This window comes from Microbispora sp. H10885 (genome assembly GCF_014161415.1).
Lineage (GTDB): Bacteria > Actinomycetota > Actinomycetes > Streptosporangiales > Streptosporangiaceae > Microbispora > Microbispora triticiradicis.
On the sequence record NZ_JABBWY010000002.1, the window covers coordinates 651994 to 676087 of the forward strand.

The window sequence follows — 24094 nt, forward strand, 5'->3', positions numbered from 1 at the left end:
TTTACCTTCCGTCTGCCGGCGGCGCGTCAGGCGGCCAGCTCCGCCACGGCGTCGAGGGGGCCGTCGCCGGGTTCCAGGACGAACTCCTCGACGTTGCCCGCCGCGCACAGGTCGTCCTGGGCGAGCCTGACGAGGTCGGCCTGGTCCCCCGACACGGTCAGCCGGGACACCTCGGCCCGCATGGACCGCCGGGCCTCCGACTTGGCCCGCCGCACCCGGCGCAGCACCTCGGCCACCGCGTCCAGCACCGCGGGGTCGCCGCGCTCCGCCTCGGGCAGGTCCCGCGGCGACGGCCAGGCGGCGCGGTGCACCGACCCCTCCCGCCACCACGACCAGACCTCCTCGGTCACGAACGGCAGGAACGGCGCGAACAGCCGCAGCAGCACGCCGAGCGCCGCGCGCAGGGCGGCGACCGCCGACGCGTCCCCGGCGTACGCGCGGGCCTTGACCAGCTCCACGTAGTCGTCGCAGAACGACCAGAAGAACCGCTCGGTCCGCTCCAGCGCCCGCGTGTAGTCGTACGCCTCGAACGCCTCGGTGGCCTCGTCGACGACCGTCCGCAGCGCGGCCAGCATGGACAGGTCGACCGGCTCGACGACCTCCCCGCCGCCCTCGGACCGGAAGCCCAGCACGAACTTCGACGCGTTCAGGATCTTGATCGCCAGCCGCCGGCCGATCTTGATCTGGCCCGTGTCGAAGGCGGTGTCGGTGCCGGGCCGGCCGCTCGCCGCCCAGTAGCGGACCGCGTCGGAGCCGTGCTCCTCCAGCAGGCCCATGGGCGTGACCACGTTGCCCTTGGACTTCGACATCTTCTTGCGGTCGGGGTCGAGGATCCACCCGGAGATCGCCGCGTGCCGCCAGGGCAGCCCGCCGTGCTCCAGGTGTGACCGCACGACCGTCGAGAACAGCCAGGTACGGATGATCTCGTGGGCCTGGGGCCGCAGGTCCATCGGGAACACGCGGCGGAACAGGTCGTCGTCGCGCTCCCACCCGGCGGCGATCTGGGGGGTCAGCGAGGAGGTCGCCCACGTGTCCATGACGTCGGGGTCGCCGGCGAAGCCGAGCGGCTTGCCGCGCTGGTCCTCGCTATAGCCGGGCGGCACGTCGCTGGAGGGGTCGACGGGCAGCGCCCGCTCCGGCGGGGTGATCGGGGCCTCGTAGACGGGCTCGCCCTCGGCGTCGAGGGGATACCAGACCGGGATCGGCACGCCGAAGAACCGCTGGCGCGAGATCAGCCAGTCGCCGGCCAGGCCCTCCACCCAGTTGTCGTACCTGACCCGCATGTGCGGCGGGTGCCACTCCAGTTCCCCGCCCCGGTCGAGCAGCGCGCGGCGCAGGGCGAGGTCCCTGCCGCCGTTGCGGATGTACCACTGCCGGGTGGTCACGATCTCCAGCGGGCGGTCGCCCTTCTCGTAGAACTTCACCGGCCGCTGGATCTTGCGCGGCTCGCCGTCCAGGTGGCCGGACTCGCGCAGCATCTCCACGATGCGCTCGCGCGCGCTGTGCACGGTCTTGCCGGCCAGCTCGGCGTACGGCCCGGTGGGCACGCCGTGCGGCGGCTCGGGGAGCAGGCGGCCGTCCCAGCCGATCACCGGCCGGGTCGGCAGGTCGAGCTCGCGCCACCAGGTCACGTCGGTCACGTCGCCGAAGGTGCAGATCATCGCGATGCCCGAGCCCTTGTCCGGCTCGGCCAGGTGGTGGGCCACGACCGGCACCTCGACCCCGAAGACCGGGGTGCGCACGGTGGTGCCGAAGAGCGGCCGGTAGCGCTCGTCGTCGGGGTGGGCGACCAGGGCCACGCAGGCCGGGATCAGCTCGGGCCGGGTCGTCTCGATCCACACGCGCTCGCCGAACCCCTGCTCACGCTGCGCGGGCGACAGGTCGAAGCCGATGCGGTGGAAGGCGCCCGGCCACTCCCGGTCCTCCAGCTCGGCCTGGGCCACGGCGGTGCGGAACGTCACGTCCCACAGGGTGGGCGCCTCGGCGACGTACGCCTCGCCCCGGGCGAGGTTGCGCAGGAACGCCCGCTGCGAGGCGGCCCGGGCGCCGGCGTCGATGGTCGCGTAGGTCAGCGACCAGTCCACCGACAGGCCGAGGCGGCGCCACAGCTCCTCGAACGCCTTCTCGTCCTCGGCGGTCAGCCGCTCGCACAGCTCGATGAAGTTGCGGCGCGAGATCGGCGCCTGCCGCTTGGCGTCCGGCTTCTCCGGAGGCGTGAAGTCCGGGTCGTACGGCACGGAGGGGTCGCAGCGGACGCCGAAGTGGTTCTGCACCCGGCGCTCGGTGGGCAGGCCGTTGTCGTCCCAGCCCATCGGGTAGAAGACCTCGCGTCCCCGCATCCGCTGGTAACGGGCGATCGTGTCCGTGTGCGTGTAGGAGAAGACGTGCCCGACGTGGAGGGATCCGGACACGGTCGGCGGCGGGGTGTCGATGGAGTAGATCTCGTCCCTGCCGCGGGACCGGTCGAACCTGTAGGTCCCGTCGGCCTCCCAGCGGGCTACCCATACCGCCTCCAGGCCGTCGAGAGCAGGTTTCTCGGGCATGGTTGCGGGGAGTCGCTGTTCGGTCATGCCACCACATGGTATGGCGTGGCGCGCCTCCCCGAGGGGAGACACTAAGGTCGTTATGGAGGAGGAATCATGGCGGACACGGCTCGGGCGGCCAAGCGAGAACTCGGCCTGTCGGAAAAGCCCGACATGCAGTGGCGGATCATCGGCGGAGTGCTGGGCCTCGCGGTGGGCTTCGCCTCCCGCAAGGTGCTGGCGTACGCCTGGGAGAAGGCGACCGGCAAGGAGCCCCCGGCGAGCGCCGACTCCCCGGACATCGGCCTCGGCGAGGCGATCGCCTACGCCGTCGTGATGGGGCTCGGCATCGAGGTCACCCGGATCGTGGCGACCCGGGCGGCGGCCAGGAAGTGGCGCTCCTGGAAGGACGCCGCCCGCGACCTCACTCCGTAGGCGCGGGCGCCGGCTCCCCGGACTCCAGGGCCGTGAGGAAGTCGCTGGCCCACCTGTCCACGTTGTGCGAGGCGACCCTGCGCCGCAACGACCGCATCCGGCGGGCGAGCTCGTGCGGGGTCGCCCGCATCGCGGCCAGCATCGCCCGCTTCATGCCCGCGATGTCGTACGGGTTGACCATGTAGGCCTGGCGCATCTCGTCGGCCGCCCCGGCGAACTCGCTCAGCACCAGCGCGCCGCGCAGGTCGTGGCGGCAGGCGACGTACTCCTTGGCGACGAGGTTCATGCCGTCGCGCAGCGGCGTGACGACCATGACGTCGGCCGCGCAGTACAGGGCGGCCAGCTCCTCCTTGTTGTACGACTGGTGCAGGTAGGAGATCGGGTGACGGCCGAGCATGCCGTGCTCGCCGTTGATGCGGCCCACCCGCAGCTCGATGTCGTTGCGCAGCCGGATGTACTCGGCGACCCGCTCCCGGGTCGGCGTCGCGACCTGGACGAACACCGCCTCGCCCGGCTTGACCGAGCCGTCGTCGAGCAGCTCGCCGAACGCCTTGAGCCGCTGGCCGATGCCCTTGGTGTAGTCGAGCCGGTCGACGCCGAGCAGCATGTGCTCGGGGTCGCCCAGCTCGGCCCGGATCTCCCTGGCCCGCTGCTGGACGCGCGGCTCGCGGACGAGCTGGTCCAGCTCGCCGAAGTCGACCGAGATCGGGAACGACTCGGCGCGCACCGTCCGGTCCTCGAGCTGGATCTCGTTGCGCAGGTACTGCACGCCGAGCAGGCGGCGGCACAGGCGCAGGAAGTTGGCGGCGCCGCCCGGCCGCTGGAAGCCGACCAGGTCGGCCCCGAGCAGGCCCTCCAGGATCTCGTTGCGCCAGGGAAGCTGGTAGAACAGCTCGCCCGGCGGGAACGGGATGTGCAGGAAGAACCCGATCTTCAGGTCGGGCCGCAGCTTGCGCAGCATGGCCGGCACGAGCTGGAGCTGGTAGTCCTGCACCCATACGACCGCGCCGGGGGCGGCGGCCTCGGCGGCGGCCCGGGCGAACCGGTCGTTGACCGCCTTGTAGGCGTCCCAGAGCACCCGGGAGTAGATCGGGGTGGCGACCACGTCGTGGTACAGCGGCCACAGGGTGGCGTTGGAGAACCCCTCGTAGTACAGCTCGACCTCGAGCTGGGACAGCGGAACGGGGATCAGGTGCATGCCGTCGTGGTCGAACGGCTTGAGCTCCTCTCCCGCCGCGCCGGTCCAGCCGAGCCAGGCGCCGTCACGGCGCTGCATGACGGGCGCGATGGCGGTCACCAGCCCTCCGGGGCTGCGACGCCACTCGTTCTCACCCACGCGGTCCACCGGCAGCCGGTTCGCGACGATCAGAAATGAGCTGGTGCCATCACGCATGAACCCCTCCAGGGTCGCCTGTGACCACCATACGGAAAGCCACCAGGCGACCCCATACCCGTAATGACGTGCACAATTCACAGCTGAAACTGTGAGAATGATCTCACGCAGCTCACGGGGGTCCGCCAAGTGGTTTAGACCAATCGGTGACACTTCTCTACCCGGAACATCGGGACGGCCGGAGAGTGCCGATTGGGATGGTCACCTGGACCGGCCGCCGTCACCGAGGGGTGCCGGACGGCGGGGAGACGGTGGAGGGGACGGCGGCCGGAGGCGGCCGGAGGAACGGGGGTCAGCCCGGCGGGAGGGCGTGCCCGCGGAGCAGGTCCGCGCGAACGGCGGCGGCGAGCTTCTTGGTGGCGGCCCGGTTGAGGGCGGCGCCGGCGACCGCCCCGGTGAGGAAGGGGCCGAGGGTGGTGAGATGCCGGCCGAGTGTGCGCATCAGCCGGTTGCGCAGCGCGGTCTTCGCGGCGGTGCCGAGCGCGATCGTGGCCGAACCGGGGGCGAGGGGATTGACACCCCGCTGTTTCGACCAGGCGAGCGCGTACGCGGCCGCCCTCTGGGTGCCGTTGCCGGGCACCTGCACGCCGTACACCTCGTGGAGTTCGGCGAGGAGCTTCACCTCGATGGCCGCCACGACGAGCGTCTCGGCGACGATCTGGGCGGGCGCGGACAGCAGCAGGGGCGGGGCGGCGAACTCGGCGGCGGCGAGCGCTCCGCCGACCGCGCCGACCGCCGTGGTCGCCTTGGCGGCGGTGCGGACGAGGTCGTCGGCGAGCTGATCGCCGGTGAGCCCGTAGTGGTGCTCCCGCAGCGTCGCCAGGTCCCTGATCGGTAACCGCGGGGCGATGTTCATGAAGACGTCGGCCAGCCATCGGCCCCGGCCGGTCCCGCGCTCGCGCGCCTTTCCTGCGGACTTCGCCAGGGCCTTGCTGAGGCGGCCGAGCAGCCGTCGCCGCTCGGCCCCGTCCGTCTCCTCAGGGGCCACGAGTTTGCCGACCAGGTCGGCCACCTCGTCGTTCGATCGATCCGCGTCTGAAGTCACGGACCCTCCTCAGGGTCTCCTAGGCGGCACACTCGCGGCAGACCTGCTGGCCGTTCTTCTCCGAGGCCAGCTGGCTGCGGTGGTGCACCAGGAAGCACCGCGAGCAGGTGAATTCGTCGGCCTGCCGAGGAATCACCCGAAGCGAGAGCTCCTCGTTCGACAGGTCCGCCCCCGGCAGCTCCAGCGACTCGGCCAGATCGGTCTCGTCGATGTCGATGCTGCCCGACGACTTGTCGCTCCGGCGCGCCTGTAGTTCCTGAAGGCTGTCCTCGCTGAGGTCGTCGTCGGTCTTACGCGGGCTGTCGTAGTCGGTAGCCATCTGCTACTCCATCCCCCTCATCTATCTGCCTGCGCTCGTGTCGCGCGTCTTAACGCTCGGGAGGCCGGTGTTGTGCCCGCGGGGGCCGGGAAATCGTGCAATCGGTACCCGCTTGAACGAACACTGAACCTCCCGACACGGGTGGCGTGCACCGCCGGGGACTGCGGTTAGCCAAATATGGCGAAAACCACAGTATCGGCGGTATCCCCACCGTGTTCGACGGCACATCCAACCACATGTACGGCGCGCACGCTCCATCAGCGCGCCGACTGCGGCATCCCCGGAGAAACCCCGTTTCCGGAGAGTCGCACCGTCACCACGAGCCCGCCCCCGTCGCGGGGAACGGCGACGACCGTTCCACCGTGCGCCCGGACGATCGCGCGCACGATGGACAGGCCGAGACCCGCGCCTTTGGCGGATTGGACCCGGTCGGCATTCAGCCGCCGGAACGGCTCGAACAGGCTCTCCACCTCGTACGCGGGAACGTGCGGTCCCGTGTTCGCGACCTGAACAACCGCACCCCCGTCCACCATTCCCGTACGGACCCATACTTTTCCGTTGGGACCAAGATTGTGCTTGATGCCGTTCTCGACGAGGTTCGAGAGGCAGCGTTCGACGAGAACCGGATCACCCGTCGTGGCGGCGGGATGAAGGTCGTGTTCGACCGTGACCCCTTCCTCCTCGGCGAAGGCGGCCAGTTGCTCCACCGCCGTCCGCGCCACCTCCTGCACGTCCACGGGCTTGCGCACCGACAGCTCCCGCTCGCTGCGGGCGAGCAGCAGCAGGCCCTCGATGAGCCGCTCGTTGCGGGCGGTGGTGCCGAGGAGCGTGCGCCCGAGCACCTTGAGGTCGTCCGACGCCTCGGGGTCGGACAGGGCCACCTCCAGCACGGTGCGGTTGATCGCCAGCGGCGTGCGCAGCTCGTGCGAGGCGTTGTCCACGAACCTCCGCTGGGCGTCGAAGGCGGTGTTGAGCCGGGTGAGCATGGCGTCGAACGTGTCGGCCAGCTCCTTCAGCTCGTCGTCGGGGCCCTGGAGGTCGATGCGCTCGTGGGCGAGGGAGGTCTCCGACAGCTTCCGCGCGGTGACCGTCATCTTCTTGATCGGCCGCAGCGCCCGGTCGGCCACGACGTATCCGAGGATCAGGGCGAAGATGCCCACGCCCAGCAGCGCCAGCAGCGACCGCTGCAGCAGCTCGCTCCGCGCCGCCGCGGTGGCCTCCGCCTGCAGGTTGGCGTAGTTGTTGTTGAACTCGTCGATCACCTCCTGCGGCACGCTCGGCGGCAGCAGGATCTTCGGCACGCTCTGCCACCCGACGTTGATCGCATGCCCGACCAGCACGTACATGACCATCACCAGCAGCGCGCCGGCGACGAAGACCAGCGCGGCGTACGTGAGGGTCAGCCGCCAGCGGATGCTGACGCGGTTCTGCAGCGACCGCATCTCGTCGAGGATGTTGGCCCGCTGGACCGGGTGGGCGACCAGGGGCGGCGGGCCGTCCCAGGCGGGCGGCCCGCTGGGCGGCGGCGGAACCTGGCTGCGGTAGGGACCGGTGCCCATCGGGTCCGACATCCGGCCGGGCGTCACAGCCGGTAGCCGACGCCCGGCACGGTCTCGATGACCGGCGGGTCGCCCAGCTTCTTGCGCAGGGTCATCATCGTCACCCTGACCACGTTGGTGAACGGGTCGATGTTCTCGTCCCACGCCTTGTCGAGCAGGTCCTCCTGGCTGACGACCGCGCCCTCGGCGCGCATCAGCTCCTCCAGCACCGCGAACTCCTTCTTGGTGAGATGGATCTCCGCGCCGTCCCTGGCCACCTGGCGCTTGCCGGGGTCGAGCCGGATGCCGGCCCGCTCCAGCACGGGCGGCAGCGCCGGCGCGGACCGGCGGCCGAGCGCGCGCACCCGGGCCACGAGCTCCATGAAGACGAACGGCTTGGCCAGGTAGTCGTCGGCGCCGAGCTCCAGCCCCTCCACCTTGGCGTCGACGTCGCCCGCCGCGGTGAGCATGATGATCCGCGAGGCGGACCGCTCCGCGACCAGGCGGCGGGCCACCTCGTCACCGTGGACCTTCGGCAGGTCGCGGTCGAGCACGATCACGTCGTAGTCGATGTACCCCGTCTTCTCCAGGGCGGCCGCGCCGTCGTAGGCGACGTCCACGGCCATCGCCTCCCGGCGGAGGCCGGTGGCGATCGCGTCCGCGAGCACCCTCTCGTCCTCCACCACTAGCACGCGCATCAGGTCCTCCTCGCTGGTACGGACGCCTCATTGTGGCCCTGACCGGCGTAAGCCGCCGGTAAGCGGCCCCGGCACTCTACGTGACGTAGAGCACAGAAATTCACAGGTTTGCGCTGGGTCCTGTCATGGGTATGGGCCCGGGCACCCTCCATTGTCGTGTGCCGGGGTAGGCGCGTCTCTCCTGAGCGGATTCCGCGCCGGCGTCTCCGTGCCACGTCCGCCCCCTGAGAAAGAAGGTGAGATGGGCGAGTTCACGACCACGATCGAATCCAGGCTCGACCAGGCCTACAAGGGTCTTGAAGAGGCCACGACGAGCGGGGACGACTTCCTCGCCGACACCCTCACCGCCGAGATCGAGGACCTGCACCGCCTCGCGGAGGATCACGGCGTCTCCATCAACCGCTGACCGCGCCATCACCTGACGAAGGGGCCCGCCGTACGGCGGGCCCCTTCGACTGTGCCGGGCCGTGTGGAACTCCGTGGTGGTCAGTCCCGTTCGGGATCGAGGGGGACGAGCAGGTCGTGCAGTTCCTCGAAGAGCCCGGGCGCGGCGCACAGCACCATGTCGGGGCTCACCTTCCTGCCGTTCAGGCCGCCGAGCCGCGCCCCCGCCTCGGCGGCGACGAGACCGGCCGCGGCGTGGTCCCAGTAGTTGGCGCCGCGCTCGTAGTAGGCGTCCACCCGGCCCGCCGCCACGGAGCAGAGGTCGATCGCGCAGGAGCCGCCCCGCCGGATGTCCCTGACCCTCGGCACCACCTGCGCGACCACCTCGGCCTGCACGCGCCTGCGGGCGGCGCCGTAGCCGAAGCCGGTCGCGACGAGCGCCCGGTCGAGCGGGACGCCGGTGTTGCAGCGCAGCCGCTCGCCCCGCAGCCACGCGCCGCCGCCCCTGCGGGCGGTGAACAGCTCACCGCGCGGGACGTTGTTGACCGCGCCCGCGACGATCTCGCCGTCCACCTCGACGGCGATGCTGACCGCCCAGTCGGGCACGCCGTACAGGAAGTTGACCGTGCCGTCGATGGGGTCGACGACCCAGCGGACCACGCCCTCGCCGGGGGTGTCGCCGCCCTCCTCGCCGAGGATCGCGTCACGCGGCCGGGCCTCGGCGATGCGGGCGCGGATCAGTTCCTCCGCGGCCCGGTCCAGCGCGGTGACGACGTCGGTGGGGCTCGACTTGGTGGCGAGCACCTCGGGCCGCGCGGGCCGCTTGGCGAGCAGCATCTGGCCGGCCTCCTCCGCTATGCGGGTCGCCAGCTCCAGCAGCTCCTCCTCCCGAACGCGGTCGTCCCGCCGCTCCCGCTCGTCCATGCCGGTCTGCCCCCTCCTGAGTTCGTGATCGTGGCCGCCCGCCGGAACGGAACGGCCACGGATAACTCCCACATCCTTCCAAACCAGGATCGGGAGCTCTCGGACGGTCACCGCAGGGAGGCCGGGCGGCGCCACTCCTCCCCGAGCACGTGCTGACCCAGGAAGGCCAGGACGGTCTCGTACCACGCGATCGCGTTGCCGGGCTTGAGCACCCAGTGGTTCTCGTCGGGGAAGTAGAGGAACTTCGCCTCGGCCCCCGACCGCTGGAGGTCCCACCACAGCCGCAGACCCTCGCCGATCGGCACCCGGTAGTCCTTGTCGCCGTGGATGACCAGCATCGGCGTCCTGATCTCGCCGAGCCACCGATGGGGCGACAGCCTCTCGTAGCTGGCCGAGCCGGGCGCGCCGAACTCGCGCTGCCAGTAGTCCGCGCCGTCCGTGGTGCCCGCGAACTGCTCCAGGTTCCACAGGGAGGCGTGCGTCACGATGGCCCGGAAGCGGTCGGTGTGCCCGGCGACCCAGTTGGCCATGTAGCCGCCGAACGACCCGCCCATCGCCGCCGTACGCTGCTCGTCGATCTCCGGCCGTTTCAGGCACTCGTCCGTGATCGCCATCAGGTCGGCGTGGGTGACCGGGCCCCAGTCGCCCCAGCCCCGGTCGATCATGCCCTGGCCGTACCCGGTGGACAGGCAGGGGTCGGGCAGCAGCACGGCGTATCCGTGCCTCGCCATCAGCCAGGGGTTCCAGCGCCAGCTCCAGTCGTTCCAGCTCCCGAGCGGCCCGCCGTGGATCCACAGCAGGAACGGCGCCGGGCTCTCGGCGGTCGCCTCCGCGGGGACGACCAGCCAGCCCCGGATCTCGGTGCCGTCGTCGGCCGTGGCGGTGACCTCGGTCAGGGTGCCCGGCAGGTCGAGCGCGGGAACGGGCGAGGGCAGCGCGGTCACGGTGCCGTCCGGGTCGATCCGCACCGGCACGGGCGGCGAGTCGACCGCGCCGCGCAGGGCGTAGACCTCGCCGCCGGGGGCCGGGCACAGCTCGGCGTACGCGCCGTCGTCCGAGGTCAGCCGGGTCGTCGCCGCGTCGGAAGGCGCGTTGAGGGCGACCCGGAAGACCGGCCGGCGGCCCCGGTCGTCGGCGGCGACGTAGAGCTCCGCCGACGAGGGCGCCCACGCGACCGACGCGGGGAAGATCTCCTCGGCGACGGCCCGTCCCTCGCCGGTGGCCAGGTCGATCACCCAGACGTCGACGGTGGCCGAGACCCGCTCGGTGGCGTGCCGCTCCCGGGTGCAGGCGACGTGCCGCCCGTCGGGCGACACCACGACCGGCCCGCCGAAGTCGTGGCCCGGCGAGGTCGCGAGCGTCCGCCGGGACCCGTCCGCGACGTCGATCGCGACCAGGTCGGTGCGCCCCGTGCCGTTCGGCAGGAACTCGCGCCAGGCGGTGATCACGGCCGAGCCGTCGGGAGTGACCGCGAAGGAGGCGTCGCGCAGCGCGCCGCCCGGCTCGGGGGTCAGGTCCCGGACGTCCTCCAGGCCGTCCCGGGCGGCGCGGCCCGCGAAGAGCCGGGGCTGCGCCGGGCCGAGGTCGTGGTCCCAGAAGCGGATCGGGTAGCCCTCGTGCAGGATCGCGCTGACGCCGTCGTCCTCGCGGCCCTTACGGCGCTCCTCCTCGGTCGCGGCGTCGCCGGGCAGCACCTCGGAGGCGTAGACCACCACGTCACCGGCCGCCCGGACCGCGCCGATCCCGCCGGGGCGGGTGGCCAGCCGCGAGGGCTCGCCCCGCTCGGGCAGCAGCCACAGCGCGGGCACCTCGCCGCCCGGCTCCTTGACCGTCTCGTCGGGCCGCCGGGAGACGAACAGCAGGCCTCCGTCCAGCAGGCTTCCGCCGGGGGCGAACTCCGCGCCCGCCTCCCCCTTCGCCGACCGCGTCAGCCGGTGCGGCTCGCCCTCGGGGGTGAGAGGGATCTCCCACAGCGCCGTTCCGTACGACCTGCCGTCGGGGTTGAGGGACTGGACCACGGAGACAAGCCGGGTTCCGTCGGGTGACAGCCGCAGCGACGCCACGCGCGGCAGGGCCATGTACTCGCGGATGTCGGGAAATTGGGTCACCGCTCGAACCTACTCGCCCGGGCCGACCGTCTCGACCCCCCGATAGTGTTGTCGTTCATGGGGAGCACCACGGGGTCTGATGCAGGGCGCGACGCGGGGTACGACGCCCTGCTCGTCGTCTCGTTCGGGGGGCCGGAAGGTCCCGAGGACGTCATGCCGTTCCTGGAGAACGTCGTACGCGGCCGGGGCGTGCCACGTGAGCGGCTGCTGGAGGTCGAGGCGCACTACCAGCGGTTCGGCGGGGTCAGCCCGATCAACCGGCAGTGCCGCGAGCTGATCGACGCGCTGGACGTGGACCTCCCGGTCTACTGGGGCAACCGCAACTGGCATCCGTTCCTGGAGGACGCGGTCCGGCGGATGAAGGAGGACGGCGTCCGCCGGGCGGCGGCCTTCGTCACCGCGGCCTACCGCTCCTATTCGAGCTGCCGGCAGTACCTCGACGACATCGCCCGCGCCCGCGCCGCCGTGCCGGGGGCCCCCGAGATCGTCAAGCTGCGCCACTACTACGACCACCCCGGGTTCGTGGCCGCGATGGCCGACCACACCCGCGAGGCGCTCGCCGCGCTCCCCGAGGACGTGCGGACCGGCGCCCGGCTCGTCTTCACCGCGCACAGCATCCCCGTCTCCATGGCGCGCACCGCCGGCCCGTCCGGCGGCGCGTACGAGGCCGAGCTGCGCGAGACGGCGCGGCTGGTGGTCGAGCAGGTGGACGCGGGACGGCCATGGGACCTGGTGTGGCAGAGCCGCAGCGGCCCGCCGCAGGTCCCGTGGCTGGAGCCGGACGTCTGCGACCACCTGGAGGCGCTGCACGCCGAGGGCGTGCCGGCCGTGACGCTGGTGCCGATCGGGTTCGTGTCCGACCACATGGAGGTCGTCTACGACCTCGACACGGAGGCGGCCGCCCTGGCCGGCAAGCTCGGCCTGCCGCTCACCAGGGCCGCGACCGCGGGTACCCACCCGCGGTTCGTGTCGATGGTGGCCGAGCTGCTCGCCGAACCCGCGCCCGCGCCGTGCCCGGGCACCTGCTGCCCGGCTCCCGCCCGCCGGCCCTCCTAGTGTCCTGAGTCAGGAGGCGTACGAGCGGGCGTAGGCGTCCGCGAGCGACAGCACCTTGTTCACGTAGTCCCAGGAGTGGTTGTAGAACCACACGGACTTCCTGAGCTTCTCGCCGCCCGCGCCGGCCCCGTTGGCGCACAGGTACTTGGCCGCCGACGGCACCGCGTCGTAGGGGCTCCAGATGTCCGCCTCGCCGTCGCCGTCGCCGTCCACGCCGTACGACTTCCAGGTGGCGGGCATGAACTGCATCGGCCCGAGCGCCCCGGCGGACGACGGGCCGTTGTTGCGGCCGTGGCTGCTCTCCACCTGGCCGATCGCGGCGAGGACGGTCCAGGAGAGGCCGGGGCAGACGGTCGCCGAGCGCTGGTAGAGGTCGAGGTAGCTCTCCGGCCGCCCCACCAGGGCCTGGCCCTGCGGCGTGGCGGCCTTCGGCCGTTCGCTCTCCGGGCCGATGCGCACGACCTGCGCGCCCTTGCCGAGCAGGCGGGCGACCGCATCCCGGTCCACCTTGCCGGGGTCGCCGTGCACGAGCACCACGACTCCGGCGGGGAAGCCGAGGCGCCGCCCCACCTCCTGGCTGACCAGCCCGTCGATGTCGGGCAGCCCGAGCGAGGCCGAGGCCGCGACCCGCAGCCGGGGGCCGCCGTCGATCTGGTAGTCGACGCCCAGCCGCACGCCGAGCCGCTTGATCGTCCCGCTGTCGGCGACCAACTCGCCCCGGGCGAGCCCGCTCCACACCTCCGGGTGCTCGGCCACCCGCTTGGGCGTCCACGAGCGGAACTGCGCCGGGTCGACCGCGAGCAGCCGCAGGGCCGTACCGGAGACGTGCACGGCGCCGCCGTCGGTGACCGCCACCTTCTGCACGTGCGGCAACTTGGCGATCTTGCGTAGCGTCCGCGCCGGAACCGTGGCCGGGGAGATCGCCAGGAGCTGCGGCGGCGTGACCTGCACGCCCGGCCCGCCCGCGACGGGCGCGCTCGACGGCAGCGTGCGGTCGGGCACGAGGGCGGCCGTGGTGGCCCGCGCGGCCGGGCGCGCCTTGTCCGGGCGCGGCCGGTCACCGGCCACGTCGCCGGCAGCGAGCGCGCCGGAATCGGGCCAGGTCACGAGGGCGGCGACACCCATGGCGAGCACGCTGACGATCACGACCGCGAGCCCGGTGACGATGGGACGGATGCGCCCGGTAGCGTAGGAAGAGCGGGAACGCACAGTCAGACCCCGCACCCCCGGCGACGGAAAATCACTTGCCCCATGATAGGCGGGCAGGCGAAGGTCGAAACCGGAAATAAATGACGTCCGCGTGCCTCAGGAGTTCTCACCGGAACTTTCCGCAGGCCGCCGCCGCTGTCCGAACGGCCGGCCCGGACGCACACGCACCATCGTGCCGAAGGGGAAACACCAATGGTCGGGCCGTATCGAGGGCTGTTCGGCACGCCCGGAGTCAAGGGCTTCGTTCTCGCGGGGTTCGTGGGGCGGGCGCCCATGTCGATGCTCGGCATCGGGGTCATCCTGCTCGTCAACGCCGTCACCGGCTCGTACGCGACGGCGGGGGCGGTCGCGGCGACCGTCTCGGTGGCCTTCGCCGTCGCCGCGCCCCTGTCGGGGCGGCTCGTGGACCGCTTCGGCCAGTCGCGGGTGCTCGTCCCGTTCATCCTCCTGCACGCCGCCTCGATCACCGCGCTGATGCTGTGCGCGCACGCCCGGACCCCCCAGTGGGCCCTGTACGCGGCGGGCGTGGCGTCCGGCGCCACCGGACTGTCGCTGGGCTCGATGGTGCGGGCGCGCTGGTCGCACGTGCTCGACGACCCCTCCCGGCTGCACACGGCGTTCTCGTTCGAGTCGGTGGCCGATGAGCTGATCTTCGTCGGCGGCCCGGCGTTCGTCACCGCGCTGACGACGGGCGTCAACGCCTACGCCGGGCTCATCGCCACGATCGTCCTGGCCGTGTCGGGCACCCTGGTCTTCGCCTGCCTGCGCGGCACCGAGCCCCCGGTCGTCCGGCACCAGAGGTCGGGCGGGTCGCCGATCGCGATCCCGGGGGTGGCGCTGCTGTCGGCCGTCTTCCTCGCCATGGGCGCGGTGTTCGGCTCGATCGACATCATCACGGTCGCCTTCGCCGACGAGCACGGCAACAAGGCGGCGGCCGGGCTGCTGCTCGCCTCGATCGCGGCCGGCAGCATGATCTCGGGCCTGTGGTTCGGGTCCCGGCACTGGAAGATCAGCCTGCGCAGCCGGTTCGTGCGGGGGCTGTCGCTGTTCGCGGCCGGGTTCACCCCGGTGCTGCTGATGGACGACATCCGCGCGATGGCCCTGGCGCTCTTCCTCGCCGGGCTGTCGATCTCCCCCACGCTGATCACCGGGTTCTCGCTCGTCGAGCGGATGGTCCCGGCCGGGCAGCTCACCGAGGGCATGGCGTGGATCTCCACGTCCATCGGCCTCGGGGTGGCCGTCGGCGCGTGGGCGGGCGGGCGGCTCACCGACGCCTACGGCGCGTCCAACGCGTACGGCTTCTCCTACGCGTGTGCGCTGCTCGCGGTCGCGGTGGGTCTCGGCGGGTCGGCGCTGGCCCGCGTGCGGCAGCGGGCCGGCTGACGCTCCGCCGTCCGGGCTGTAGGCAGCGGGGGCGTTCATGAGTAGTGTTCGCGTTCACTGCCGGGCACTGGAGCACAAGAGCATGAACGCCTTCGTCAACTGGGCGCGCAACCAGTCGGTCACGCCCGCCGAGACGCGCACCCCCGCCTCGGCCGCCGAGGTCGCGGACGCCGTACGGGACGCCGCGAGAACGGGCCGCCGGGTCCGCATGACCGGCACCGGGCACTCGTTCACCGGGGTGGCGCTGACCGACGGCGTCCTGCTGCGGCCGCACGCCCTGACCGGGGTGCTCGACGCGGGCGACGGCTGGGTGAAGGTGGCCGCGGGCACGCCGCTCCACGCGCTCAACGAGGAGCTCCACCGGCGGGGCCTCGCGCTCGCCAACATGGGCGACATCACCGCGCAGACCGCCGCCGGGGCGATCCAGACCGGAACCCACGGCTCCGGCAGGCACACGGGAGGGCTCGCCGACCAGGTCGCCGAACTGGAGATGGTGCTCGCCGACGGCTCGGTCGCGACCGTGCGGGAGGGCGACCTGTTCGACGCGGCCCGGGTGGGGCTGGGCGCGCTCGGCATCCTCACCGCCGTCACGTTCCGGGTCGAGCCCGCGTTCCTGCTGCGCGCCAGACGGGAACCGATGGCGTTCGGCCGGATCCTCGACGGGCTCGACGACCTGACCGGGGCCGACGACCACCTCGACTTCTTCTGGCTGCCCCACACCGACACCTGCCTGGTCAAGCGCAACAACCGCGACGCCGGCCCGGCCCGGCCGCCCACGGCGTTCAAGAGGTGGCTCGACGAGGTCTTCCTGGAGAACACGGCGTTCGGCGCGGCCTGCGCCCTCGGCGCCCGCCTCCCCCGGGCGGTGCCCGCGATCAACCGGGCGTCCGCCCGGCTGCTGGGGGCGTCGGAGCACGTGGACGCCTCCCACCGCGTCTTCACCTCCGTCCGCGAGGTCCGCTTCCTGGAGACGGAGTACGCGATCCCGCGCCGCCACCTCGCCCGCGCCCTGCGGGAGGTCCGCGACCTGCTGGACCGGTCGGGCCGCCCGGTCACGTTCCCGGTGGAGGTCAGGGTCACGCCGCCCTCGGACGCCTGGCTGTCCACCGCGTACGGCCGGGACTCGGCGTACATCGCCTGCCACGTCTACCGGGGCGCGCCCGACCCGGAGTACTTCGCGGGGGTCGAGGAGATCATGACCCGGCTGGAGGGCCGGCCCCACTGGGGCAAGCTGCACACCCGCGACGCGGACTACCTGCGCGGCGTCTATCCCAGGTTCGGCGACTTCGTGGCGCTGCGGCGTGAGATGGACCCTGACGGGCTGTTCGCCAACGATTACCTCGACCGGGTCCTCGGCGCGTCGCGGGATGGCTGACCCCATCGCCGCGTAAAGTCCCTCTCCACGGTCCGGCGTCTTCCGCGTGTCGCGTTGCCCAAGCCTCCCCCGGGGCAGGCACATTGCGGAGCACGGGCAGACCGGAGCCCGGCGCGCCACTCGAACCGAGGGAGCAACGCAGTAATGAGACCCTCCCGCAGGTCCGGCCGCACGGCGTACGGCACGTGCGCCGTCGCCAGGCCGTACGGACGGGCCGTGGGCGCGCGCCATCCGAGACACGACCCGCACTCTCGCGTTCCGGGTGCCGCCTTTCCTCTGGTCGATCATGACCGACGGGTTGCGGCGAAGTGAACGTCAAAAATGTGACCGGGGTCACAACACCTGCCTCGCCTCCTGGCGAGGCGATGTTCGGACATGCCGGGTACGGTGCTGGAAGGCAACCGGTTCACGCGAGAGACTCAAGGGTCCGGGGGAAGACAGAGCACGACGACGAAGGGACTCGCATGCAGGAGCTCCGTCTCGTCGCGGTGAGTGAAGACGGAACGTACCTCGTCCTGGCGACGGCCGGGCGGGGCACGCGCTTCACGCTGCCCGTCGACGACCGGCTCCGTGCTGCGGTTCGCGGCAACTTCTCCCGTCTCGGCCAGTACGAGATCGAAGTGGAGAGCCCGTTGCGTCCCAAGGAGATCCAGGCGCGCATCCGTGCCGGCGAGACGGCGGAGGAGATCGCGGCCACCGCCGGGATCCCGGTGGAACGAGTCCGCTGGTTCGAGGGGCCCGTTCTCCAGGAGCGCGAGTACATGGCCCAGCAGGCCCAGCGCGTCCCGGTCCGGATGCCCGGCGAGACCACCCCCGGGCCGACGCTCGGCGAGCTGGTGGCCGAGCGGCTCACCCGGCGCGGCGTGCCCGCCGACGAGATCGACTGGGACTCGGCCAAGCGCGACGACAACCTCTGGCGGGTGCGGCTCGGCTTCGTCTGGAACGGCCACACCCGGCACGCCGAGTGGCTCTTCGACCCCCGCCGCCGCCACATCACCCCGAACGACGACGAGGCCATGCGCCTGTCGGCCGCCGAGTACGTCGAGCCGGACCAGGCGGACGACGCCACCGTGCGGCCGTTCGTGCCCCGGCTCGCCAGCAAGCTCGCGCCCGTGCCGCCGCTGCCCAACGAGGTCCGCAGCCGCGACGAGTCCGCGTTCCGTCCCGAGCCGGTGCGCTATGAGCCGTCGCGTCCCGAGCCCGCGCGTGCCGAGCCGGTGCGTCCCGAGCCCATGCGCGCCGCCGAGCCGGTGAGATATGAGCCGCCGCGGGCCGAGCCCGCCGCCTTTGCCGAGCCCGCCGCCTTCGTCGAGCCGCTGCCGCGGCTGGGCGCTCCGCTGCGCCCGGAGCCCGGCCGGCAGCAGGACCCCGCCGCGCGGCGCGGCGACGGACGGACGGATCCGTCCGAGGAGGAGCTGGCCGCCTACCGGCCGGAGCTCACCCCGGTGCCCTTCCGGCTGCCGCAGTCGCTGATCTCCGCGCCCGAACCGGTCGCCCCGCCCGCCCTCCCGCCGGCTCGCGACCCCTACGACGCCGCCCCGCCCGCTCCCCCGGCAAGCCGGGACGCACATGACGCGGCCCCGCCCGCGTCCCCGGCCGCGCCTGTCCCGGACGCCGCGGTGTACGCACCGCCCCCGCCCCGAACGGAACCCGCAACACCCGCTTCAGCCCCGGACGTCGCGGCGTACGCGCTGCCTCCGGCCGAAGCCGCATCACCCGCTTCGGTGCCGGACGCCGCCGTGAGCGCCGCGCCTCCCACGCAGACCGACCCTGGAACGCAGGCCGCTCCTGCCGCCTCCGCGCCCTCTACCGCGCAGAGCGCCGCTGCGGCGAACACCGCGCTGCCCGCCACGCCCGCGACCTCCAGCGCGGAGTCGGAGCGTGGCGCGGACGCGCCCGTGCCGCCGCGGCTTACGGCCGCCGAGGATGGCGCTGCCGGCGACCGGACGGACTCGGGTGCGGACGTGTCGCCTGCCGTGCAGGCCGTCACGCCCTCCCCGGTGCCGGACGCTCACGTCAGCGCCGCAACCGGCTCCCGGACTGCCGCCGATGACGCCCCGGCTGCCGCTACGACACCCGCCCCGAAGGCGGATGCCGATGCTCGCGAATCGGACGCCGGTGTCCGGCCGGTGGGAGAAGCCGCGACACGCGACGTCGAAGCACCCGCCCCTTCGCCTGTCAGCGTGCCGTCTGCCGACGCTTCAGCAGCAGCCGCCCCGCCGACCACCGCGAGCGCGGACGACGATGCTCCGTCCGTCCAGGACCCTGTCACCGATGCGTCGCAACAGGCGGAGACCGTTGCGAAGGCGACCGAGGCGCCGAGCACCGCTACTGGCACAGCCACGGACGCCACGACCACAGCCATCGAGAGCGCGGACGCGGCCGATGGCAGCACTCCCAGCGCGCCGGGTGGCACAGCACCCGAAGCGTCGGCTGAGGACACGACCTCCGGCGGCCCGGGGAGCACCGACGCGGCGAACGCCGGCGTATCGGACACCGACACCGCCATGGCCGGCGGGACGGCGCACACCGACGACAGCGCCTCTGCCACGGCGGAGAGACCGGTGGTGGCCGACACCGCGACTGCCGAAGTCGCAACGTCGGCCACGGAGACAAACACCGCGGCAAGCGCTCCGGCGGACGCCGGGACGGAAGCCGCGGCCGACAGCGCGGCGGACACCGCCGTTCCGCCTGCCGTAGCTGCTGCAGCGGAGCCTGCCGCGGATGACACGGTCCAGGAGACGCGGCCCGCCGTGCCCGCGCCTGCGCCGCCTGCTGAGGCGGCCACCCCGGCCCCTCAGCCGCGCCCACGGCAAGCGGGAGACCGTGCGAGAGACGAGGCCAAGGGCGGCACGAAGGAAGGGCTGAAGGACAGCCCGAAGGACACCGCCAAGGAGGGTCCGAAGGAGTCGAAGCCGGAGACTCCCGCCCCTCCGGTGCCGAAGCCCGCTCCCCCGCGTCCTCGCAAGTCGCGCGGCCGGCGGGCGTCCGTACCGACCTGGGACGAGATCATGTTCGGGGCCCGCAAGCAGGACTGACGAGCGCGGCGGCGCTCCGGCCTTGCTCGTCCGCAGCTACCGGTGAAGCGCTCCGCTGCTTCGGTAGAGGCTCGTTCCCTTGGGAGGATCGAGTCATGGCAGCCACATCCCCCTAGCGCACCAAGCTGCGTAAGCGCGCGGCGCGGTTGGTCGAGGCCCGCGCGACGGCCTCGTCCGGGTGATACGGCGAAGTCGGCCGGTCGGCACGCAGACTTTCGCGTGCGTGGTGCGCGCCTGCGAGAAAGTTTCACGCGCGGGGCCGGGTGAGGCGGCCCCGGAACTGCGCGCCCTCCCGTACGGTCGGCGCCCCGGTTGCGGCGGGTGGCGCGGAGTGCGGCACGTCGTCCATGATCCACGCCATCCACATGATCAGGAGGCCGTGCGGGATGGCGTACCAAATGGGTGGGTCTCGGCGTGTGCTCGTCGCGGTGTTCGCCGCCGTGTTCGGGGCGGTGCTGGCCGCACCACCGGCAGCAGCCGCGCGGGCAGCGGACAGCGCGGTGGCGGCCTCGCAGGGGGCGGCCTCGCAGGGGGCGGCCTCGCAGGGGGCGGACAGTGCGGCGGCCGAGCGGAGCACGGACAGCACGGACAGCACGGAGGCCGCCGCAGGGGCGGACAGCGCGGCGGGCCGGTTCGGGCGGCAGGAGCTGCACTGGGGCGACTGCGCGGGGGTCGCCGACGCGGCCCTGCGGTGCGCGGAGGTCGCCGTGCCGCTGGACTACCACCACCCCCACGGCCGGAAAATCACGATCGTCGTCTCACGGCTGCCCGCGACCGACCCGACGCGCCGCCGTGGGGTGCTGCTCACCACCGGCGGCGGCCCCGGCGGGCCGGGCGTCCCGCTGCCGTCGAGCCTCGCCCCGATGCTGTCCTCCGAAGTGCGGGCGCGCTACGACCTGATCGGCTTCGACATGCGGTTCGTCGAGCGCAGCACGCCCATCGGCTGCGGCCAGGACGTGGAGGAGCCCGGCGGCTACTGGGTCCGCACGGCCACCTCCGGAAGCTTCCCCGCCGACACGGCCGAGGCCCGCGCGTACGCCCGTGCGTGCATGCGTGCCGCCGGGTGGGCGCTGCCCCACGCCACCACGGCGAACGCCGCGAGGGACATGGACGTCATCCGCGCCGCGCTCGGCGAGGAGAAGATCTCCTACCTCGGCGGCTCGTACGCCGGCATGCTCGGGGCCGTCTACAGCACGTTGTTCCCCCGCCGGGTCGACAGGTTCGTGCTGGACAGCCCGCCCAACGCGGACACGGTCTGGCGGGCGTACGAACTGGCCCGCACTCCGGCCTTCGAGGCCGGGACGGCCGCCTTCGCCGCCTGGACGGCCCAGCGGAACGCCGACTACGGCCTCGGCGACACCGCGCAGAAGGTCACGGACGCCGTCACGGGGCTCATCCGCCGCGCCCGCACGGCCCCGATCGTCGTGGGGGACCACGCCTGGACGTCCGATGAGCTGGGGACGCTGCTGGTGGTGGGCATCTACGACGAGCGGTCCTTCGGCCTGGTCGCGGCGGCCTTCGCCGCCCTCGCCGCGGGGCGGGAGCCGTTCGTGCCGTTCCCCCTCCGCCCGCTGCCCCCGGCCGGAGTGCCCGGGGTGCCCGCCGACAACCACACCGCGACCAACATGGCCTACCGGTGCGGGGACGGGCCGTGGCCCCGCGATCCCCGCGACTACCTGCGGGACATCGCCTCCTACAGCGAGCGGTATCCGCTGTTCGGGCCGGCCAACGCCAACATCACCCCGTGCGCGTTCTGGCCGAGGATCGAGGACGAGCCGGTGCGGCTGTCGGCCAACCGGTCGCCCGGGGTCCTGGTGACCGCCGCGCTGCGGGACGTGGCCGTGCCGATCGCCAACAGCCGCGCCGTGGCCGCGCGCATCCGGGGGTCGCGCATGGTCACCATCGACGCCCACACCCACGCGCCCTACCCCGCGTACGGCAACGCGTGCCTGAACGGCGCGGTCGACGCCTTCCTCACCACCGGGATGCTCCCGGCCGCCGACGTCGCCTGCTAAGGCCCGGTTTCTGACGCCCGGCGCCGACACCGGGCGTCAGGGACCGGCCAGGCCGTGCAGCAGCAGGCCGGTGAGCGCGTCGACGATCTCGTCGTCCGTGGCGGTGGGCCCGTGCTCGCCCGCCGTGAGGATGGCGTAGCCGAACATCGACAGCATCGCCGCCATCATCGCGGCGAGCAGGGCGGGATCGCCCGGCAATGGATGCCCGCGATCCCGCAGATACTCCAGGTGGTCCCGCAGCACCTCCGACTCGGCGGTCAGACTCGCCCAGGCGGCGCCGGAGGCCGGGCGCTCGGCGATCAGCGCCTGCATCCGCGCCGCCACGACCGGCAGGTTGGCCCGCAGCACGCTCCAGGCGACGGCCATGTGCCCGCGTAGCTGCGCCCGGTCGGTGAGGTCGTGGTCGCGGGGATGCCCGGCTGCCCCGATCTCCTCGTCGGCCTGGCCCTCCAGATCGGCCATCAGGGCTTGGAGCAGCTCCTCCTTGCTCTTGAAGTGCTCGTAGAACGACCCCGTCGCCCGGCCCGCCTCCGCCGCGATGTCCGCGATCTTGGTGTTGAGATAGCCGCGTTCCATGAACAGGCGGCGCGCGGCGTCCTTCAGCGCGACCCGGGTCTCGGCCGCCCTCGCCTTGCGCACCCCGCCTTGACGTTCGTTCATGCGTCAAATCATACTGAACCCAGATTCGCCGAATAAATATTCAGTGAACGTGAATTCAGGAGGATAGGATGCAGGTCATCGTGGCAGGCGGCGGAGTGGCCGGGGCGACCACCGCGCTCGCGCTGCGGCGCATCGGAGCCGAGGTCACCGTGTACGAGGCGTACGCCGACCCCGCCGGACCGGTCGGTTCGTTCCTCAGCCTGGCGGCCAACGGGCTCAAGGGCCTGCGCGCGCTCGGCTGCCTCGAAGCCGTGCAGCAGGCGGGCTTCGACGTGGCGCGCCAGCGCCTGTGGGCCGACACCGGCAAGCTCCTGGGCGACGCGCCACGCGGCCGCCCCGAGGGTGAGCCTCTGCACAGCGTCACACTCGAACGCGGCCGCCTCGTCGAGACTCTCCGCGCCCGCGCCGCCGCCCACGGCGCGCGCTTCGTCACCGGCGAACGGCTGACCGGCGCCGTCCGCGACGGCGACGGGATCCGGGCCCGGTTCGCGAACGGCCACACCGCCCGCGCGGACCTCCTGGTCGGCGCCGACGGCATCTGGTCGGCGACCCGGCGCGTGCTCGACCCGGCCGCGCCCGAGCCGGCGTACGCCGGGTTCTACTCCGTCTCCGGCGTCTCACGCGGCGTCGACCTCGAACCCGGCGTCTTCAACATGGTCTTCGGTCGTAAGGGCGCGTTCGTCTACCTGGCCGCCCCCGGCGGCGAGGTGTGGTGGTCGGCCCAGGCCGCCTCCGCGACGCCTCCCGGCCCGGACGAGGCCGGCCTGGACGACCTCCGGGACCTCTACCGCCACGAGGAGACGCCGTCCGCCCTGCTGCGCGCCGCGACGAGCGTGCGGCGCCCGACGCTCATGCACGCCCTGGCGACGGTGCCGGTCTGGCACGACGACCGGATCGCCCTGGTCGGCGACGCCTGGCACCCCGTCGGCGCCGGTCAGGGCGCGTCGATGGCGATCGAGGACGCGGTCGTGCTGGCCCGCTGCCTGGCGGCCACCGGCGACGCGCCCACCGCACAGCCCGCCGCTCTGGCAAGCGCTTTGGCCGCGTACGGGCAGGCGCGGCGGGACCGCGTCGGCCGGATGGTCAAGGCCGGTGACGACAACCGGGACGCCAAGGCCCTGGGCCCGGTCGCCCGCCGGTTCCGCAACCTGATCATGCCGGTCGTCTTCCCGTTCGCCTACGAACGCGCCACCGCCTGGCTCTACGACCACGACCCCGGAGCGGGCCTGCCGCCGGTCGGCCGGGTGCCCGCCGTACGCGGGTAGCCCACGCCGCCCTCCGTACCGACTTTTCGGTCATATTGCTCGTAGAGCGAACAAGTAGAGGTCAACCGGCCAACGCGGGCACAGACCGCCGTACGGATCATCGCGATGCGGTCGGGGCACCTGTCCAATCCGCGTAGCATCATCGGGCATGGGGTCGCCGAGAAAATCAGCGGTCGCGGGAGCCGCCGTCACGGTGACGGCGCTCATGCTGGCCACGCAGGGCTGCGCAATCATCGGCGGCGGATCGCCGAGGAACCTCGACGTCATCAGCGTGTCCAGCCCGCAGTTCCGCGACGGCGCCCCCCTGCCGCAGGACTACTCCTGCAAGGGGGGGCAGGGGAACCCGCCTCTTCGTTGGTCGGGCACGTCGGGCGCGAAGTCCGTGGCCCTCGTGGTCGACGACAGCAGCCCGCGCGGCGGGCCGGAGGTGCACTGGGTGGTGTTCGACATCGATCCCGACACGACCGAGCTGGGCATGGACGACGTCCCCCGGGGCGCCAGGCTGGGCAGGACGACGAGCGGGAAGGTGGGCTATACGCCCCCATGCCGGACCGATGGCAGCTACCGTTTCACTGTCTACGCGTTGGACGCGAAGCTCGGTCTGGAGCAGGGTGCCGGCCTCGCGCCGACGCTGGAGAGCATCGCGAGCCACACCATCGCACGTGGACGCCTCACGGCGGACACGATCGAGTGACATGCTGGGCACCGGAGGTAGTCGTGCTACACC

The 24094-nt window shown here is 72.7% G+C and carries 19 protein-coding genes; 9 read left to right on the forward strand and 10 right to left on the reverse strand.

From position 1 onward, the window contains the following. Positions 1–26: 26 nt before the first annotated feature. On the reverse strand, positions 27–2570 hold the full coding sequence (gene valS / locus HHX37_RS07880; RefSeq protein WP_182884952.1) for a valine--tRNA ligase: 2544 nt from the start codon (positions 2568–2570) through the stop codon (positions 27–29). Between the two features lie 69 nt (positions 2571–2639). On the opposite strand from valS, the gene HHX37_RS07885 reads away from it, so the two are divergent. Then, complete coding sequence (locus HHX37_RS07885) at positions 2640–2957, forward strand: DUF4235 domain-containing protein (RefSeq protein ID WP_259402307.1); 318 nt, start codon at positions 2640–2642, stop codon at positions 2955–2957. Here the strand turns inward: HHX37_RS07885 and HHX37_RS07890 are convergent. From HHX37_RS07890 to HHX37_RS07910, 5 genes are all read right to left on the reverse strand, one after another. Further along, positions 2947–4350, reverse strand: coding sequence for an alpha,alpha-trehalose-phosphate synthase (UDP-forming) (locus HHX37_RS07890; RefSeq protein WP_111698088.1), 1404 nt, complete (start codon positions 4348–4350; stop codon positions 2947–2949). The two genes, HHX37_RS07885 and HHX37_RS07890, sit on opposite strands and share 11 nt — an antisense overlap. A gap of 292 nt (positions 4351–4642) precedes the next feature. Next, positions 4643–5395, reverse strand: a complete 753-nt coding sequence (locus HHX37_RS07895; RefSeq protein ID WP_310737988.1) for a hypothetical protein — start codon at positions 5393–5395, stop codon at positions 4643–4645. Positions 5396–5414: 19 nt separating this feature from the next. Beyond that, positions 5415–5714, reverse strand: a complete 300-nt coding sequence (locus HHX37_RS07900; RefSeq protein ID WP_030454398.1) for a DUF4193 domain-containing protein — start codon at positions 5712–5714, stop codon at positions 5415–5417. Positions 5715–5971: 257 nt separating this feature from the next. Next, positions 5972–7285 carry a sensor histidine kinase gene (locus HHX37_RS07905; protein WP_259402329.1) on the reverse strand — a complete coding sequence of 438 codons (1314 nt, stop codon included), beginning with the start codon at positions 7283–7285 and terminating at the stop codon, positions 5972–5974. 11 nt (positions 7286–7296) lie between these two features. Next, positions 7297–7950, reverse strand: coding sequence for a response regulator transcription factor (locus tag HHX37_RS07910; RefSeq protein WP_111698089.1), 654 nt, complete (start codon positions 7948–7950; stop codon positions 7297–7299). A 241-nt stretch (positions 7951–8191) separates the two neighbouring features. Here HHX37_RS07910 and HHX37_RS07915 point away from each other — a divergent pair, with 241 nt between their 5' ends. Further along, the gene (locus tag HHX37_RS07915; protein WP_165900481.1) at positions 8192–8356 is read left to right on the forward strand and encodes a hypothetical protein; all 165 of its coding nucleotides are present in this window, start codon (positions 8192–8194) and stop codon (positions 8354–8356) included. An 80-nt stretch (positions 8357–8436) separates the two neighbouring features. On the opposite strand, the gene HHX37_RS07920 is transcribed toward HHX37_RS07915, so the two are convergent. After that, positions 8437–9258: an inositol monophosphatase family protein gene (locus HHX37_RS07920; protein ID WP_182884953.1), complete on the reverse strand. Its 822-nt coding sequence runs from the start codon at positions 9256–9258 to the stop codon at positions 8437–8439. Between the two features lie 107 nt (positions 9259–9365). Then, the gene (locus tag HHX37_RS07925; protein ID WP_182874440.1) at positions 9366–11336 is read right to left on the reverse strand and encodes a S9 family peptidase; all 1971 of its coding nucleotides are present in this window, start codon (positions 11334–11336) and stop codon (positions 9366–9368) included. Positions 11337–11423: 87 nt separating this feature from the next. Between HHX37_RS07925 and HHX37_RS07930 the strand changes: the two genes are divergently transcribed. Then, entirely contained in the window at positions 11424–12422 is a 999-nt protein-coding gene (locus tag HHX37_RS07930; RefSeq protein WP_182874298.1) for a ferrochelatase, read from the forward strand. Positions 12423–12431: 9 nt separating this feature from the next. On the opposite strand, the gene HHX37_RS07935 is transcribed toward HHX37_RS07930, so the two are convergent. Next, positions 12432–13631, reverse strand: coding sequence for a lytic transglycosylase domain-containing protein (locus HHX37_RS07935; protein WP_310740301.1), 1200 nt, complete (start codon positions 13629–13631; stop codon positions 12432–12434). Between the two features lie 192 nt (positions 13632–13823). Between HHX37_RS07935 and HHX37_RS07940 the strand changes: the two genes are divergently transcribed. From HHX37_RS07940 to HHX37_RS07955, 4 genes are all read left to right on the forward strand, one after another. Then, positions 13824–15014, forward strand: coding sequence for an MFS transporter (locus HHX37_RS07940; RefSeq protein WP_182884954.1), 1191 nt, complete (start codon positions 13824–13826; stop codon positions 15012–15014). 82 nt (positions 15015–15096) lie between these two features. Beyond that, positions 15097–16389, forward strand: a complete 1293-nt coding sequence (locus HHX37_RS07945) for a D-arabinono-1,4-lactone oxidase (protein ID WP_182885075.1) — start codon at positions 15097–15099, stop codon at positions 16387–16389. 464 nt (positions 16390–16853) lie between these two features. Beyond that, complete coding sequence (gene sepH, locus HHX37_RS35535) at positions 16854–19427, forward strand: septation protein SepH (protein ID WP_220502655.1); 2574 nt, start codon at positions 16854–16856, stop codon at positions 19425–19427. A gap of 398 nt (positions 19428–19825) precedes the next feature. Then, positions 19826–21442 (forward strand): alpha/beta fold hydrolase, encoded by a 1617-nt coding sequence (locus HHX37_RS07955; RefSeq protein WP_182884955.1) that lies wholly within the window; start codon positions 19826–19828, stop codon positions 21440–21442. A gap of 36 nt (positions 21443–21478) precedes the next feature. Here HHX37_RS07955 and HHX37_RS07960 read toward each other — a convergent pair whose 3' ends face one another. Further along, entirely contained in the window at positions 21479–22102 is a 624-nt protein-coding gene (locus HHX37_RS07960; protein ID WP_182884956.1) for a TetR/AcrR family transcriptional regulator, read from the reverse strand. A 68-nt stretch (positions 22103–22170) separates the two neighbouring features. Between HHX37_RS07960 and HHX37_RS07965 the strand changes: the two genes are divergently transcribed. Both HHX37_RS07965 and HHX37_RS07970 read left to right on the forward strand, forming a co-directional pair. After that, positions 22171–23367, forward strand: coding sequence for an FAD-dependent oxidoreductase (locus tag HHX37_RS07965; protein ID WP_182884957.1), 1197 nt, complete (start codon positions 22171–22173; stop codon positions 23365–23367). Positions 23368–23515: 148 nt separating this feature from the next. Beyond that, positions 23516–24061, forward strand: a complete 546-nt coding sequence (locus HHX37_RS07970) for a YbhB/YbcL family Raf kinase inhibitor-like protein (protein WP_259403972.1) — start codon at positions 23516–23518, stop codon at positions 24059–24061. The last annotated feature ends 33 nt before the right edge of the window (positions 24062–24094 follow it).